Origin of the sequence: Vibrio sp., assembly GCF_038138445.1 — a bacterium.
Classification (GTDB): domain Bacteria; phylum Pseudomonadota; class Gammaproteobacteria; order Enterobacterales; family Vibrionaceae; genus Vibrio.
In genome coordinates this window covers 38,022-54,903 of record NZ_JAYQDQ010000018.1, presented here as the reverse complement: position 1 = coordinate 54,903, position 16,882 = coordinate 38,022, and the positions used below count along the sequence as shown (strand labels likewise).

The following is a 16,882-nucleotide window of genomic DNA, read 5'->3' as shown; positions in this document are numbered from 1 at the left end:
CAATAGAGTTCGAAAACTCTCTAAAAAAAGTGTCCTGTTGGACTTGACCAGTACAGTAGCCTTACACTGGTTGGATAGTTTACTACCAAATAAAATATCTCTTGTCTCAGCTCGACTTTTAAACACATTGAGGGACGAATATTTCTTGGTTGCGCCTATGTATGCTTCAGATGTAGAGTAAATTCTTGTGCGATCAACAGAGTCTGTTTGTTCAATAACATCTGCCACACTCTCTATATATTGCTTAGCTTCAGCATCGGGAGATTTTAAATCGATAAAAAACTCTGTGTGTGGGAATTTAACTAAAACGTCCTTTAGTGTTGGTATCTTGTATGAGTTCTCTGTGTCAGAGGCTTGACCTTCGAAAAAACTGTAGCCCGCATCTAAAGTAGCTAGGTCTTTAACCGTCATTTCAGATACTTTGGTCTGTTTGGTTAATTCTGTTAGCACCGAAAGATCACTTGGCCTGTACAATACAGGAACACCATCTTTTGATAATTGAACCGTTATCCAAATAATATGAGCGCCGCGCTGTATCGATGACCGTATGGTTGGGATGGTATTTTCTGGGCCATCTGCGGTGCCTCCCCGGTGAGCAATAATCAGTGGATTACGGTTTTTGACTATGCCATTACCATCATCTAGCAATGTGGGAGAGGTTTCATTAGGTAAGGTTTCTGAGAAGGCAAATCCTAGATGATTAAACATCAGCATAAACAATAAAATTTTAAATTTTTTCATATCTAACTCTATGAACAAAGAATATGGGCCTTAATAGCAAGTGGCGACCTACGACCCAAAAAAGTCTGCCTTTTCAAGAGTAAATAACTTTTATTGATTGTTTTATCAGGTGTTGGCCTGAGTTTTCATTTTAAAGATGAGGATAAGTTGACAGTTTGGCGTGTTTGATTTGTTTGGAAATCAATATTTGATAGCGACTAAAGAGGTCATCTATTTCAGGTTTGCCATTGGTTTTAGCAAAATCTAGCAAGGATAGATCGCCAAACGGGTGCTCCTTCCACATAGTTTGTAACGATACTGCCAGTGAGAAAAAGTCGTGTTGAGGCGATGCATATCCAACTCGTAGATATGGATTTAGAGCGCAAAATTTAGGCGTTAAAGACGATGGAGAACAAAACTTATAGTCAGACTCAATCGGAACAATACTCCCTAAATCGATTAGTCTCACCTCGTTATATAAGGTCACAATAAGATTAGAGGGCTTGATATCCCCATGTATATATCCATAGGTATGAAGGGTATGTAATGCCTGTTCTGCACTCTTTGTAACTTTTTGCTTTTCGACAATATTAAGGTTCGATGTACTGTCACATAAGGAATCAAAAAACTCTATGATTAACCAATCTACGCCCATGCTTGAGCCGTAATCTATATATTTAGGCCAATAGCAGTCAGTATGCTTATGGAGAAATTCAGCTTCGATGTTGAGCTGTTGCTTAGTTGTGACCGTAGAGGCAAACTTAACTATACATGAGCCATGATGTGGGTGAGTTGCTAAATAGGTTTGCTGTTTAAGTAAAGAGTACTGAGATATCCCCAGCACTCTGAAAACAGTGGCTATTTTATCGCTAAACCCAGTGTGTACGTTCATGCTAAATACTAGATGGCAGTGAGAAAGCCGAGAAAAAATTGGGAACAAATGGGTTATTTTGCCCTTGAGTTTTTATACTTAACTGGACTTGGCTATCACCATACTTAATCGCTATTTCGGTTTCTTGAGATGTCGCTGAGGCAACCCTTGGCTCAATAAACTTAAACCATGCCCAGTTTCCTTGGAAACTTTCAGAAGCAATGTTACTTTTTTGTGCTTTGATTTGAAAACCTACAGAATCTTGTTCGATAGCTGCCGCACTCCAACTTTGTTTAGTCCAAAGGCGAGGCCCATGCTGGTATGTAAAGAGTGGCTTTTCGCCTTGGATAATAAACTCCGTCACATCAGAACTCATTTCTTTTGCCCTTAGTTGAAACTGGAGCGACATGTTTTGCGGATCGGCCAAGAATAGGGCATTGCGAATGTCACGTGCTTTTGAAATCATCTGCCATACTGAAGGGTCCAAAGCAAACCCTGTATTTGGCAGCAAGCCATAGAGGTAGGGAGAGCGTTCGTCATTGGAAAAATTCTTCAATTTAGACTGGTAATATTGTTCTAGCGTGCCATCAGACTTAAAAAAAGCAGCAACATCGGCGGTGCTAGCATCTGAACTAGCTGCCTTATTAAATGGATAATAGCCAGCAATAGTTGTTTTATACGGCTGGTAAACCTCAGCTCTCCAGGTATTGTTCAAATAATCATGCGCAAGACTCATTACTAACTCGTTTGACTGTCGTGTTACTTGGGTCAAAATTTGCTGTGATATTGATGGTTGAGCGCCTTCTTGTTGAGCAAGTTCAGATATAGGGTTGCTGGTTTTTATGGATGCGGTAAGGGCCTGATAGGCGACTTTTTGAGGGTCTTCTGCTTGGTAAAATTTATCTAGCCAAATTTCTGCCTGAGTAACTTTACCTAGCAAGGAATCAATGGGCTTATTACCTTGTTCATCAGCAGCAACCTGATTGTGGAATCGCTCAAAGGCTAGTTGTATTTGCCGTGCGGATTCTTTTTTATCCATATCCTGCTCTTGTGGCTGAGTGTTTTTATCTTTAGAGGGAGCTTTGGGCAATTCGACCGACGTGTATTTGCTCACCGTGTTATACAGCATAGCTAGAGGGTTATTTGATGCATTGGTAAGCAGTGCCATGGTTCGTTTAAGGTCATCAGCGTTGCGGATATTTATAGTTTGAATTTGAGAGACAAAGTCACGCCAATAGTTAATGTAGTCATTTTGATATCTTTGTTTTAAATCTCGGCTAATACGATACATTTCAGAAGCACTGGGTGATGCACCTGCCACACCCTCGTACGCTCTTAACGCCTCTTCCAAAATCGGTGAGTTAATTGATAAATCGAGCTCATTAAACCCTGACGGTGTATACAAGTAAGGCACCATATAACCCGCATAGTTTGGAGAGAAAGACATCAGTTTTTGGAAATTACTTCCTAGCTCATGTCTTATATCGATACGATTTGAATAGGTCTCTGAATTGAGGATATGTTGATAAAGTAGCGTTTCAACACCGGTTTGGCTGATGACTTTTTTAGCCAAATGTTCGAGTCCTAGGTTGGCCTTTATTGGGACGAGCCCTTGGTCGAACACATCATCAAGGAGTATTTCAAGCTGTGCAATATTAACGCTGTCCGCTTCACCTTGCTCTTCCAAAGTCGTGACAAAATACCTTTTTAATGCACCAATATTGCTACGGTCAGTATTGAATAGTAATCGGTAATTATTAAGTAGCGACAAAGTTTTTGCTTGATCTTCTAAGTTCACATAGACAAACAAATCCTTTTCGAGCGTGTTCTCCATCGAAGGAATAAGGACTCGTTGCAATTCATCAAAATAAGCCGATTCAACATCATTGACGATGCTTGATGTTGGCATGAACGAAAAGCTATACCATGGTTTGGGTTCTCGATATAGGGCATAAATGCGATTGAGAGAATATAAATTGGGAATATTGTCTGCCATATTTTCGATATTGTATGGTTGAGCAGATATTGCTTCTTTGTAACGTTCTAGCATGCTATCCGCTTCTGCTTCCAGTTTACTCTGATAATCAAAGTCGAGCTTTATGTCGATAAGAACAAAGGCAAACAAACTTAGCCAGAAGAGGGTATAAGCTGTTTGCATCGTTAACAATAGATTTTCTTTGCGTCGATTAACCCCGACTAACTCGTGTTCATTGAGAATAGTGTGGGTCATTAGATATTGAGCGAAAAGAGTTTGTTGCACTGGGATCTGTTGGTGCTGCTGAAATTGCTCATACCCTAGCGCTTGATTGACCACATTCGCCAAAACGTCATGTTGGTTTTGGACTTGACCACTATGGGTAAAATAAAAACCGCGAAAGTTAAGACCATCATGTAATTGTTCGCCGCGATATAAACGATAGAGAAACTCCCATAGGTTCTCTTTTAGGAGGGCAAACTGATAGGGCGCTGCACAAATGGCATTGCGATAATCTTGGTTGAGTTGTGAAGCTAAGGCATTACTCATGTTAGATAGCAGTTGAGTAACCAGACTATCGTACTCAGTGTTATACCAATCTGCGTCTATTCCCCCATGCTTCATGATTGGAGAGGTAACTCCAAATACATCATTTCTTTTGGTCTCATCAAATGCAGAGAAAAATTGGCAAAAGTCATTAATTTGGCCCATTTGAGTGATGATATTGTAAACGGGTAGATTAAGACCAAATATGTGATTGAAGCTTTTTATTTGCGATTTAATTTGGTCAGCTTTTTGCGTAACAATCTCGGTAGACTTTAAAATTTCTTTTACGTCGGTAGTTAAGATAATGCCATTAACAGCCTGACGGGAGCGCCATTTGTTTAAGCTTTGGCATAGTGTTTTGACATAATCTGGGTGCTGGTCGTCTCCCAAACTAACAGAGATTAAAATTGAATGTTCGCTCAACCAAAATAAAATAGGAAACTCAATATCATTTCCAAAATCGTCTACTTTGTATGCCTCGTAGCCCATTTGAGTAATGACACTTTTGTCTTTTATGGGAGCATCACTGAGCAGAATGTAGAAAGGCAGGTCGTAGCGGCTCGATAAGCGTTTTTTTCGTTTCTGGATGCTCAGCATTGCTTTGAAATGCTTGGTTAGCAGTTTACAACGCTTATTGATGAGCAATTTTTCTTGGTTGGGAGTTTTGGACTGTATCCGTCTTTTTGATAACAGCCAATAGCAAAGCAAACCAAAAATTAAAGCTGTGAGCAAAGTTAACAATATGCCTGCTATGGTATGCATTGGGTAGGCGAATTTCCATGTTAAGAATCCACCCAAAGCAAAAATAGTGATGACCAAAATGAAAGTCCAAACTAGACTACTGAGCCTGTTAGTTTGTGATTGAGATGAATTTTGTTCTGCCATTACTAAAGAGCCTCTGAAGTGTTCTTAGTGCTATTTCTTGTGGTTTTACTCTGCACAACGATTGCTTTGATTGAGTCTTTTTCTAAGTACCAACCTTTTATTTGTTCTGCCTGCCGAAGAGAATCACTGCGTACAATGACACGATAGTAAGAACGAACTTTCTCTACAGTTGGTGAATAGGCTGATGGTGACAAAGTTTTTATAAATGAATCTGCATTTTGTTGTGAAGAAAAGGTTGCTAATTGTACTAGCCAGCCAGTGTTACTCGTTTTCATGCTCGGGGGAGGTGCTGTATCCACCATCTCCACCTTACTGGCTTTTTGAGGAGGGGAAGCCAAGTCGTCATCTTGGCTTATAAAAACGATGTCTTTTACCTCTCCAGATAGAATATAACGGTCACTAAAGGTGGGTAGTGTCGTAAAGTCTCTAGATCTAGGAGGAAGTGTTTCTTTGTACCAAAAATGTGTGAGTCCAATACTTAACGCGATTAATGTGGCGAAAAATAATGTGGTTAGAAAATAGCGTTTACGCCTTGTTGGTTTGCGAGTTTTGGGTTGTTTTACTCGTGTTCGGCAGTGGATATTGTTACTAGGTCTATATTGAGCAATCGCTTGTTCCAGTTGATGGGTAAACCCTTTGATCTGTTCGCTGCCTGTTTCTCGGAATTGCCCTTTGAAGCCTATATTTAAAAAGATATAAATAACTTCGAGTAAATCAATCAACTTGTGAGGTTGTCGAATCGCTTTTTCTGCGACGGTAAAAAATAGTTCACCGCCATTACGCATGCCGAAGAGCTCGCTAAGCAGAGTTTTATTTTCCCAACAACGTTTTTCACCCCATTCGCTGTATATGATAAGTTCGTCTAATACGACCGCATATAAAAAGCACAATTTATCGATTACTGCGACAGGGTAAGTGAGTTCTGAACCTCGAGCCTTTATCTCATTAATGCTATTGGCAAGTTGATGCCGCAGAGTCGTGACGTCTTGCGGTTCAGGAAGGGTTGAGATTTTAAGCGTTATTGCTAATAACTCGCTACTGATATTGAGCAACTGATTTTCCGCTTTATTGAAATGATCGAGCAAACCATGCTTATTCTGTGAATCGTTAACAGGCGTCCATTTTGATGCACTATCTTCACTACTTTTGTCTGCAAATTCTGATTTCTCAGCATTCCATACGAGGGTTTCTTCGTCTAAGTAATCCATTGATGTTACCTCAATGCATATAGCATAACGTCTAATTCGCCGATGCGAGTATCAACATGTAAAGCAATGGCATCACGGTTTTCCAACATTTCTAGCCACATTCGGTCTGATGTATCTACCTCAAAATAAGCTACCCCTTGCATTGGTTTGAGTTCACTCGGAGCCACTGGTAACGGAGAAAGGGCAATGCCCGAAAGGCTATTCCTAACAAGCTCAACAATCCTTGCATTATTGCCAAGCTTTGCCGCGACGGGGAACAGTTCATTAAGCTCTGCGCTACTGATGTTAGATTTGACTGCCAATACAAATCGGCGATTTGCGACACTGGCGGTGTCTTTGATGAGTGTTCGCAGTAAGCGGCGTCTTTCGAACAAGGTGGAATCCCAACTGAATTCGACAACAGAATCCTGTTGGACCAAAGTCAACATATTTCTTAGATTAGCAAAAAGTGGGTTGAAGCTCTCATAGAGTTTTTGATACTGGAGGCTATAACAAGGCTCTGGTATAGCAGGAGTTAAAGCCATGATTTGGGCTTCGAACTTTCTAAGTTCTAGATATAACTCGTGAGTTTGAAACTTAGGATTATTAATGGTCAGATCAAACCAGGGGAGCCAAGTATTTAACGTTTGCAGCCATAAATAGTCCTGCATCATGGACTGGGGACTTTTTTGTCCTTGTCCTGCTTCAATCCGTTTGAGGAGATTTTGGGCTCTATTTGCTGAAAGGGCATGAATCTCCTTCATTCTTTCAGTTAATAATACAGAGGCACCATAATGAAGGCATGCTGGTATAAAAGAGCGATCCAGTACAACTTCTCCTGACTCAATACTTTCTAACACTTTGGCTATAGGAATCAAAGTAAAACCAGAGGTATCTTCCCCTTCAAGTTTTATCGAAACATTTAATTGGGCAACGTCTATTTCAACGCTGGCATTTTCTGATGTCGAGGTATCAAATACATTGATAGATTGTGTCACGTATCTGCTTTGCTCGGACTCATCACTGCCATAGTCGTTGTTACCTTGCAGAGAAATGGGCAAAGCTAAATATGCAATGGTTTCTATCGTTCCTTGCGGAATATCTCGTGCAATCTCTTCTTTTAACTCAAATTGGGTCCCGTCTGGAAATATACCAGCAGAAGAAGATATCGAGAGTTTACCAATTTTAAGCAAGCTATGGTTAATAGTGAGTTCCGTCACACCATAAAACGGAGAAAACCCAGCTAATGTTTCAATGTTTTGGCGAACATAGTTTTGGACATAACGATCTTGTTGCTGAAAATGCTGTGGGGCAATAAACATGCCTTCTTGCCATACTACTTTTTTGAATGCGTCCACGTATTTTCCCTCAAATCTGATTAAAACAATTTCCACCAAGGTGAATCTGGTGTGATAACGATTAACTCGGCTTTATCGCCCGAAATACTCAATTGCAAATAACCATCAGAGCTCTTGGGTAGCACAGAGACGGCTTTGGGCTGGCTGTGTTGATAATCGATAAACTCAACCAGTATTGCCACATACTGAGTTTGGTTATTTATGTCTAAAGTGAGTTTGACATCATTATCAGGTATAACCACAGGCAATATCTGTTTGGATATTAGGTTGGCACTAAGTAATTGAACATCATTACTATATAAATCAATAAACGGTTGCTGCTTAAACATCTGAGCATCAGTCAGTTGATATAACCTCACCACCACAGGGTTTGACGAATTTGACTCTGAGGGGTTAGCTGATTTGTCTGACTTTATTGCTAACGAGTATTGTGTAACTGCGGGCGCAGGATCGGATGAACATCCCAGCATAAACAAGGCCCATACCAAACACCACTTAGCCATTATTTTTCCTCTCTATTTTTTTGCATATTTTCCATGAAGAGGGCTTTGAACTGACGTCTAAAGTCACCGTTTTCCTGACGATGTTGAAAGTGTTTACGATAGATTCTCCAATACTTTTTCTCTTTACTTGTAAAAATCCCACCTGAAATATAGTCATCAAACTGCCGTTCCAATTGGCTTGGTGAAAAATCATTCAAGAACTGATCAACCGTTTGATCGAGCGTTTTAAACAAAAGCTCATGATGCAGAGTTGGATTGGCCAAGTATTTTTGGTTCTTCTCTGTTATTGAAAGTATTTTCTCCAATGATGTCTCTATCGGAGTGTCGGGTTTGGTGCTGGCTGGCAACAATTCCGGATCGCTGGTTTGATGAACTTGTTCAGAACTGGGTTCATCTTTTTCAATGTGCTGAGAAATAAGAACATCATCTAGGTCTTCGAAGGGGTCTGCTGCAAATGGGTCATCGGTCAGCACACCTTCTTGTGTAAAACTAGCTTTGCTTTCATTCGATATGGAAGGGGGCGCTTCATCTAGAAAATCAGTATCATCGTTATCTATCTGCAATGAAAAGGGTTCTGTAAACATCGGATTATCATCATCTTCCTCTTGGGCTGGTTTCGTTGATACCAAAGTAGAAACCAGCATGGTATAACCCTCAACTTTAAGTATATCTCCGTCGTTAAGTGGGTAATCCTTTTCTCTTACCATGACTTTGTCATTGAGCGAGGCTGCATTTTGACCAGTACTTTTAACGCTGTATCCTAAATCTGTGCGCCGAATGCTGCCATGAACTCTAGATATACGTTTACTTTGATCGGGTAGGGCAATATCGCATGAAGTTGAGCGACCAAACTCGCCTCCAGCTTCGGGTAGGTATATGACTCTGGAAGTGACTACTTCATCAGAGGGTACAGAGATCAAATGAATACTAATCGTCACTTGTTTACCCCTCACACTTTATAATTGCTGAGTTAAATGCTGTTAAAAACCCAGTGTATTTTTTTAGGAAATGGTTAGAAAAGTAGACTCCCATAGGTTTGGAGTCTTTAAGTTGAGATTGAAAGAAATTTGCAGGTAGCTCTGCACTCTTTAATTCGCGTTGAAATACTTTTTCGTCTTCCAATACAACATCAATTTCTCTTTGTTTTAAGAGCTTGAGTAGAACTTTGGCGTCTCTGGGCTGCTTAACCACTCTAAATCCATTACGTTTAAGCCAAAACCATTTACTCGAACCAAATTTTGCTGAAAAATTGAGGTTGACCTTGGTAAGTTCGTTGATTTTTGGTTTAACGCCGGGACCAAAATACCAGCGTAATTCTTGCTGGGCAATGGCTGATGAAAGTGTGGCATATTCATCTCGTTCTGCCGTTTGTGTTGCGATAAAAAATCCGTGTTGCAGGCCGCTTTGTACCCTCAATTGAGCATCTGACCATGCGGTCATCGTAATTTGGTAAGGTTGCCCCATCTTATTGAGTGCACATTTTACTTTGTCGAGTGCTAAACCTTGCATCTCTCCGTCTACATAATCTTGATATGGTGGCCAATTCTGAGTAGTAAGTTGAAGCCGAGCAGGGCCGAATACTGGCTGCGCTGACACAGAAGTGAAAGTCACAATGCAGAAAAAAGGTAGGATGATACAAGTAAAATACCTCATGATTCTTATCATTCAGCTCCTCCAATTAATTCGGAGATTTTCAATATGGAAACTGGGGGGTAATAGTCTAGGGTTTGAGCGGCTCCAACGTTTACAATGTAAGAGTACTGAGTTAAAGACTCAATAGGAATTTCACTCACAGGGAACTGGTTAGTAAGAATTTGCTCTGCTTTATAACCTGCGAATTGGCCAGCATTGTAGTAACGGCTAACAATCCCGAACAGAGCGTCATTGTTACGTATAGGCGACTCTGTGGCAGAAAATGTAGCAATACCATGCGTATGCAGATTATCTACGATATTTTGGCCTTTACTAATAATGTACGAATCCGGTGGCAGATAGGCCAATTGAATACCATCCTCTTGCATCATGGCAACAGTTTTGTCTATTGAATCTGAATCAGGTTTGTCGCCTCTTGTTCTCAGAGGATAAAGGAATACGTCTTTTTCGAACTCGGAAGAGAGTGCTTGAATATTTCTTGCGGTTACCACTGAGTTGTTCTCAAGAGGATTAAAAATAATGCCGATAGTTTCAAGTCCTTTTAGTTGGCTGATTGCTTTAAGTTGAACATTGTGGGGTACGATATGGCTGACCCCTGTGAAGTTGCGATGTTGAGCTTGAAGTGAACTGACTATCTTTGAGCCGACCGGGTCGGTAACAATACTAAACACAACGGGGGTATCACTTTCTTTTCTAAACGAACTGGGGTAACTTTCAGTCCCGAGCAGTCCAAGTGTAATGGTTGTACCGAAGGTATAAATTAAATCTGGGTTTAACCTATCTACCGTTTTTAAGTGGTTAGCTAATAATTCTTTGTCTCGTTTGGCATCCAGAATAGTATAGTGCGCCGAAACTTTACCGGAGAGATAATCCATAAACCCCCGTTCAGCATCTGTAATTCCTCTCCAAAGTACCATGACAATATGCTTATCATCTTCAGACGGCTTTGCTGGTGCTTCAAACGGCAGGATAGCCAGTATAGCAATAAGCCAAACTCTCATTTCACTACCTCCATTTCTTTCTTGTCTCGGCGGACAAACACGTTGTACAAGCTCAAGAAAAAGGTAGAGCTTATCAATAACGCAACACCGAAAAGCATAATGGTGCTTTCAAAGCTAAAAATGCTCAAACATAGCCCCGCAATTAAAGGCCCTGATATATTTCCGATTCGCTCAATCAAACGGAATATTCCAATGGTTTTCCCTTTATCTAAATTTGACTCGCCTAACCGCTCAATCACAAGTGGTACTTGAGGGGAAACACTAATACCGTGAGCGATGCCAACTAATACGACGATAAGAAGTAGACCGAGAGTGCCTGGCAAAGCAGTAATATTGATCAATGCCACAGCCGATAAAATTCCTCCAGTGAAAATGAAAGCCATTTTGTTGTTCCATTTGTCTATTAGGATCGCTGAAAGTGGAGCGATAAGTACGATAGCCAAACCATAAGTCATCATGATGCGTCCTGAAACAGCATTACTCTCACCAAGAGACTGTAGGTACACAGGACAAATATAATAAAGGAAGCCAGTTAAAATAATCTTAGCAGGAATAGCGCTAAAGAAAGCGACAAGTGTAAAATACTTGTTTTTGAGCAGTACGTTAAAGTCGGAAAGCTTTACTGGCTGGCTAGTGAAATTCGTGTTGCTGCGATCAAATGCGCTAAAAATCAGTACGACTCCAATAAAAGCTAATACTGAAGATAAAGCAAATGTCATAGAATAGCCGAGTTTATCGGCTAAAATGCCTCCAATTGCGGCCCCGCATAATGAACCAGAGAAAAATGCTGAGGAGAAAGTCGACATTCCTTTGGTTCGATTTTCGGCTGTTGTAGTGTCAGTGATATACCCCTGAGCAGAGATAAAAACGATACCATAACCTATTGCTGTAAAGATTCTCGTGAATAACAAAGACTCTAAGTTTGGACTCACTGCTGTCGCAATAAGTCCTACCGCGATAATACTACCACCGACAATTAGTGATTTTCTTCTACCGACTCTATCTGACCAGTGTCCAGCGAAAGGTAGGGATAACGCCCAACAAAGCATAAATAACGAAATAGAAACGCCCGTGACCAAATCTTGTGGTATCAAGTTGAGACTACTTGGGATATTACTGACAAAATTAGGAAAAAAAGCCAAAGACATGGCCTCGGCAAAAATTAGCATAAACATTGGCAGTCTAACAAAACGATAGTCTTGGATGTTTTTATTTGAAAATACTTTGTCATCGAATGTTTTTTGAACCAGTTGGTTAAGTTTTTTCAACAAGATGCCAAGTTCGTCGTTGGATTGAACTTGTACAAGGCGAGGTTCTTGCTGGTTTTCATCGATAGTAACTAGCTGCTTTATCTGCTTCCACGGCTTAATTATCATAGCATTGCAAACAAATAAGATGATTTCGATAACAAATAGGCTTGAGGCAATCAGCACTGTCAACATATCCATAAGGCTGTCTTTAATCAGCTGTGGGATAATATTGGTGTCTGCCATCATTTGAAGTTGGATGATACCAGTCTTGTCAATTGGGATGGATAGCAGACTTGCATCTTCATAATTCGGAAAAACATCCGGATATTGATAAATAGATTCCTCATTTTTCTCGATTCTAATAGACAACAGCTCAGGATGATGACCAATATAAGAAGCAAATTCCTGCTCCAGGCCTGTTAATTTATCCAGAGGTACGCCTTCTTCAACTAGGCGACTAATCATATTAGATAGGGTATCGCCGATAAGGTTTGATTTCTGCTCCAACTGGTCTTGGTAAACACTGGAAAATCTAGCCAATGAATTATAAGAATTTCCAACATTTGAGGCGATTGTCAAAAGAATAGCCAAGATAATGATTAGTAGTGGGAAGTACTTAGCACGAATTCGCTCCCAGCCGGATTGAGCTTTATTGAGAATAATGAGCTCTTTTATGGAATGTAGGACTTGCCTATCAGGCAGATCGCCAGCATTGGTTAAATTAGTAGCAGATTGAATTTTGTTGAGAAGGAAATCCAGTAAAAGGTTAACGACTACGTACCCCAGAACCGAGGTAACTAAGACCCAAAGTAGGGTGTAAATAATTTGCTGCGCAAGTAAACCTTGTTTGATTTTTTCTAGGTATAGAGGAGAGTAATAAAGCCTAAGTTCTCCTTGTTTAACATTGAATGTATTTATAATATCTGTGGTAATTAGCCGATCGGTGTCAAATTTAGCTACTCCTGTGGTAAATATGACCTCATCGTCATTGTCGACCACTTGAATTTTGTTGATCCCGTCAACGAGTTCAGATCGTCTTTCAATGAGAGACTGAATATTTGAAATTGAAGCTAAAGGCAAACCAAGGCTTATAGCTTGTCGGATATCACTATCCGTCTCGTCAACTACAACTTGATACGTTGAATCACTGGTTTGAGTTAATCTCTTTTCAAAATTCAGATAATTTAGCGTTGTATTTAATCCATTAGAGAACAGCAAGACAGCAACAATAGCTAAGATTAGTTTAAACCTTAGCGAGATAAATCGTTTTGAATTATCAGTGCTTTGAGTGTCCATCTTGCTGCTCAACCCCATATTTATTGAATGGTGAGTTCGAAGCCCATTTCAGAATTTGCTGCTACAACAGATACCTGGGATATAGGCTGTTGTTGGCTCAATCTGTTGATACATTCTTCTGCGAGCTTAGGCATTAAAGAACGGTTGATGATTTGTTCAACAGCCCGGCCTCCCGTTGTTGGGTCGGTATTTTTTGCAACGACATAATCAACAAAACCTTTGTCCCATGTAAACGAAGCCTGATACTGCTCAGCCAGCTTTTTCTTGATACGATTGAGAGATATCTCAGTAATTTTTGACAGCTCCTCATCGTTTAGGGGGTAGTAGGGAACTATGGTTGTTCGACCTAAAAATGCTGGCTTAAAATAGTGCTGTAAATCAGGGCGGATAGACTCAAGTAGCTCTTCATTACTGAGGCGCTCAGTGCTATTAGCACACGCATCACAAATGGCTTGATCTGCGGCATTGGATGTCATGATTATAATCGTGTTTTTAAAGTCAACATTACGACCTTCACTGTCTTTAATATGTCCCTTATCAAAAATCTGATAGAACAGGTCGTGAACTCCTGGATGAGCTTTCTCCATTTCATCTAATAAAAGAACAGAGTATGGATTTCGACGGATAGCTTCGGTTAATACACCGCCTTCTCCAAAGCCGACATAACCTGCAGGTGACCCAAGTAGCATTGAAATTTTATGCTCTTCCTTAAACTCGGTCATATTAATTATGGTTAGGTCGTTATTTCCACCATATAGTTGCTCTGCAAGAGCCATTGCGGTTTCTGTTTTTCCAACACCACTTGGTCCACACATTAAGAATACGCCGATCGGTTTACGGTTATCGGTTAATCCTGCGCGTGAGATACGAATTGCTTTGGCCAATTCTTGTTTAGCGACATTTTGTCCAATTACCCGTTTATCTAGCTCCTCTTCAAGTGATAATAAACGAGCGATTTCGTCACTCATCATGTTTCCGACCGGAATTCCGGTCCAATTGGCGATAACTTGAGCGATAGTATTCTCATCAACCATTGCATTAACTAGAGGTTCTTCTCCCTGCAATGCAGTAAGTTTGTCAATAAGATCATTCAGTCTGTCTTGCTTTGATTTATCGATTTGGTCACCGGTTTGTGCATCGCTGATTTCTTGCTGTAGCTGCTTGATGTCATCAACAAGTTCAACTTCTTGTTCCCAGCGTGATTGGTAGTCACTGAGTTTCTTTTCATTATCGGTAATTTGAGATGCTAATTGCTCAATCTCATCTTCAGAGGTAGCAAACAGTGCATTTTCTTTTTCGAGTGCAGATTTTTCATTCTTCTGGTAGCGAATGGTTTGCTCAAGCGCTTCAATGATTTCTGGTTTTGCGCCTTGTGTTAAAGCGATACGAGCACTTGCAGTATCTAAAAGGCTGATTGCTTTGTCAGGGAGCTGACGGCTGGGAAGGTAGCGAATAGACAAATGAACGGATGCATCAATGGCTGATTCAGTGATAAAGGCGCCATGATGGCTCTGTAACGATGCTGCAATTCCTCGTAACATTTGCTTGGCATCTTCCGCGTTAGGCTCTTCAATAGAGACGACTTGGAAGCGTCGAGTTAGTGCGGGATCTTTTTCAAAGTATTTCTTGTATTCAGCCCAAGTAGTCGCGGCGATTGTCTTAAATTCACCACGAGCTAAGGCTGGCTTAAGCAAATTTGCAGCGTCATTTTGGCCTGCAGCGCCACCCGCTCCAATTAGGGTGTGAGCTTCATCGATGAACACGATAATAGGAGTATCGCTATTTTTTACTTCATTAATGACGTCTTTAAGGCGATTTTCAAACTCACCTTTCACACTAGCGCCAGCTTGTAGTAACCCCAAGTCTAGAGAATGTATTTGAACGCCTTGAAGGGCGCTAGGGACTTCATTTGCTGCAATTCGTAGTGCCAACCCTTCGACAACTGCCGTTTTACCAACGCCGGGTTCGCCTACCATTATTGGGTTGTTTTGTCTTTTTCGACACAGAATATCAATGGCTTTGCGAACTTCACTGTTACGGCCTGATATTGGATCAATATTTCCATCAATAGCTTGTTGAGTAAGATTCGTGGTGTATTTACTCAATGCATCATTACCAGTAGGGGCTGAGCCGCCACTTGACGTAGTGTTAGCGCCGATTTTGGCTTTGGCGACGGCGGTTTTATTTATTAACCCTTGCAGAGCTTCTAAAGAAACATTTTGTAGGCTTTCAAGTTGAAGTGTATTCATGCCCAGTACATTCTGCTGCAACATGGCTTGAATAAGGTGAAGGCTAATGATTTCGCCATGGCCATAGTTGACGGATGCTATCATCCAAGCATCTTTTACTATTTCGGTCAGTGCCTGACTTAGCGTTGGCTGTCCCTCATTGCCTTTTGGAAAGCGAGCTATCTTCGAAGATAGCTCATTGATGATATTATCTTGGGATAAATTTTGGGACTGAATAAGATTAGCTAGGTGTTGGTCTTGTTGGGACAGTAGCTGCAATATCCAATGTTCAGTCTCAATAGAAGGGACATTTTGATTCATTGCTGCGCCAGCTGAAACTTCTAGTGCTTGTTTTAGCTCGGGTGAAAGCTTAGCGACTAAATTTGTTAGTGTAACTTGCGTCATACCGTTTTCCTTTCATCTCAAAGGCAGTGATTACCTAGCTGATTGTTTTACCTGAAGTGAATCACTTCAGAAGGATACTTACTATTTGTTGAGGTTTTCGCTCTGGCGCAAGGCAGTCCACTTCGCCTAACTTCGCCGCGTTGTATCTGTTACTTGAAAGCCTGGGGCGATTTAAATATTCCCTCTTCACATTTAGATAAACCGAAATTGGGGTATTATCGCCAAGATAATGCTGAATCAACTCCTTCATGTTTCTTGCAAGTAGGGGATCGGATTGTATGGTGATGAGTTCGCTTTCAGTTTTAGGAGTGATATACACCAAAAGATGACTGAAATGTGTCAAGCATGTTTTTCCAAGCAAAAAGCCATGACCTACTCGGTTGTTATAATGTGTGTATTTACCTAATCGTGTGAGGGAGTCGTTAGGAAGCTGGCGTCTTTCGTTTATTTTTGTTGATACCTTCATCTCAAAAGGAAAATAGTCATTGAGTAATTGTGAAAGAGTGCGCAAATTCCTTTGCCCTTGACTGAGCAAGATAGAGTATTGGAAATACTTCGAATGTTTTCGGTTTAGTGCAGCCAGATTGTTCAGTAAGGCAGTTTTCTCGGGCTGAATTTCATTTTGAATAACTAGCCAAGAGCCCGTTTCTAAGTGACTGACTAATTCAAAATACCTTTGGTTAAACACATCAAGGAAATCTTTTAAAGCATGTTCATCTCTGTGTAAAGCGGACAGCAGTTCTTCATAGATGTAGTTAGGGATAACTCCCTTGACTCCCGATAAAGCTTGTTTTGCAAGCCGTAACTTAAGCCGGTTATTCTTTAAAGAAAAGTATTGGATCTCACTAGCATCGCCGGTGGGCATGGCTTCTGCTTTTAATTCAAGCTTGATCCTATTTGGGCTTTGGTTCATCCAATGCGTGAGTAATCTCATCGCTTGAGCGAAGTCATATTGTTGTGGGTATTGGCTTAGATCCTTTATCAATGACATCAGTTTTCCAGTT

General features: G+C 40.7%; 12 protein-coding genes. All 12 read right to left on the bottom strand.

Translation table 11 applies throughout. The features are described 5' to 3' along the window. On the bottom strand, positions 1–741 hold a 741-nt coding region (locus tag AAFM34_RS07455; protein ID WP_341661471.1), incomplete at its 3' end, for a glycerophosphodiester phosphodiesterase family protein. Positions 742–871: 130 nt separating this feature from the next. Continuing rightward, on the bottom strand, positions 872–1,612 hold the full coding sequence (locus tag AAFM34_RS07450) for a hypothetical protein (RefSeq protein ID WP_341661469.1): 741 nt from the start codon (positions 1,610–1,612) through the stop codon (positions 872–874). A 1-nt stretch (position 1,613) separates the two neighbouring features. After that, positions 1,614–4,997, bottom strand: coding sequence for a type VI secretion system membrane subunit TssM (gene tssM / locus AAFM34_RS07445; RefSeq protein WP_341661467.1), 3,384 nt, complete (start codon positions 4,995–4,997; stop codon positions 1,614–1,616). 2 nt (positions 4,998–4,999) lie between these two features. Then, positions 5,000–6,205, bottom strand: coding sequence for a type IVB secretion system protein IcmH/DotU (icmH, locus tag AAFM34_RS07440; protein WP_341661465.1), 1,206 nt, complete (start codon positions 6,203–6,205; stop codon positions 5,000–5,002). 5 nt (positions 6,206–6,210) lie between these two features. Then, positions 6,211–7,542: a type VI secretion system baseplate subunit TssK gene (gene tssK, locus AAFM34_RS07435; protein ID WP_341661463.1), complete on the bottom strand. Its 1,332-nt coding sequence runs from the start codon at positions 7,540–7,542 to the stop codon at positions 6,211–6,213. 20 nt (positions 7,543–7,562) lie between these two features. After that, positions 7,563–8,045: a type VI secretion system lipoprotein TssJ gene (gene tssJ / locus AAFM34_RS07430; RefSeq protein ID WP_341661461.1), complete on the bottom strand. Its 483-nt coding sequence runs from the start codon at positions 8,043–8,045 to the stop codon at positions 7,563–7,565. Continuing rightward, a complete protein-coding gene (locus AAFM34_RS07425; RefSeq protein WP_341661459.1) occupies positions 8,045–8,983 on the bottom strand; it encodes an FHA domain-containing protein in 939 nt (312 codons plus the stop codon). Before AAFM34_RS07425 ends, tssJ begins: the two co-directional genes overlap by 1 nt. A gap of 4 nt (positions 8,984–8,987) precedes the next feature. Beyond that, a complete protein-coding gene (locus AAFM34_RS07420) occupies positions 8,988–9,710 on the bottom strand; it encodes a transporter substrate-binding domain-containing protein (protein WP_341661457.1) in 723 nt (240 codons plus the stop codon). Beyond that, positions 9,707–10,699 (bottom strand): ABC transporter substrate binding protein, encoded by a 993-nt coding sequence (locus AAFM34_RS07415; protein WP_341661455.1) that lies wholly within the window; start codon positions 10,697–10,699, stop codon positions 9,707–9,709. The genes AAFM34_RS07420 and AAFM34_RS07415 overlap by 4 nt, the downstream gene beginning before the upstream one ends. Further along, positions 10,696–13,245, bottom strand: coding sequence for an MFS transporter (locus AAFM34_RS07410; protein ID WP_341661453.1), 2,550 nt, complete (start codon positions 13,243–13,245; stop codon positions 10,696–10,698). The genes AAFM34_RS07415 and AAFM34_RS07410 overlap by 4 nt, the downstream gene beginning before the upstream one ends. Positions 13,246–13,265: 20 nt before the next feature. Further along, on the bottom strand, positions 13,266–15,878 hold the full coding sequence (gene tssH, locus AAFM34_RS07405; protein WP_341661451.1) for a type VI secretion system ATPase TssH: 2,613 nt from the start codon (positions 15,876–15,878) through the stop codon (positions 13,266–13,268). A gap of 61 nt (positions 15,879–15,939) precedes the next feature. Continuing rightward, positions 15,940–16,869 (bottom strand): type VI secretion system baseplate subunit TssG, encoded by a 930-nt coding sequence (locus tag AAFM34_RS07400; protein WP_341661448.1) that lies wholly within the window; start codon positions 16,867–16,869, stop codon positions 15,940–15,942. Between the last annotated feature and the right edge of the window lie 13 nt (positions 16,870–16,882).

What these genes read in the sequence shown, in the direction of transcription:
- AAFM34_RS07450 (WP_341661469.1), bottom strand. Translation starts at nt 1,612, where the DNA reads ATGAACGTACACACTGGGTTTAGCGATAAAATAGCCACTGTTTTCAGA.
- tssM (WP_341661467.1), bottom strand. Translation starts at nt 4,997, where the DNA reads ATGGCAGAACAAAATTCATCTCAATCACAAACTAACAGGCTCAGTAGT.
- icmH (WP_341661465.1), bottom strand. Translation starts at nt 6,205, where the DNA reads ATGGATTACTTAGACGAAGAAACCCTCGTATGGAATGCTGAGAAATCA.
- tssJ (WP_341661461.1), bottom strand. Translation starts at nt 8,045, where the DNA reads ATGGCTAAGTGGTGTTTGGTATGGGCCTTGTTTATGCTGGGATGTTCA.
- AAFM34_RS07420 (WP_341661457.1), bottom strand. Translation starts at nt 9,710, where the DNA reads ATGATAAGAATCATGAGGTATTTTACTTGTATCATCCTACCTTTTTTC.
- AAFM34_RS07415 (WP_341661455.1), bottom strand. Translation starts at nt 10,699, where the DNA reads ATGAGAGTTTGGCTTATTGCTATACTGGCTATCCTGCCGTTTGAAGCA.
- AAFM34_RS07410 (WP_341661453.1), bottom strand. Translation starts at nt 13,245, where the DNA reads ATGGACACTCAAAGCACTGATAATTCAAAACGATTTATCTCGCTAAGG.
- tssH (WP_341661451.1), bottom strand. Translation starts at nt 15,878, where the DNA reads ATGACGCAAGTTACACTAACAAATTTAGTCGCTAAGCTTTCACCCGAG.
- AAFM34_RS07400 (WP_341661448.1), bottom strand. Translation starts at nt 16,869, where the DNA reads ATGTCATTGATAAAGGATCTAAGCCAATACCCACAACAATATGACTTC.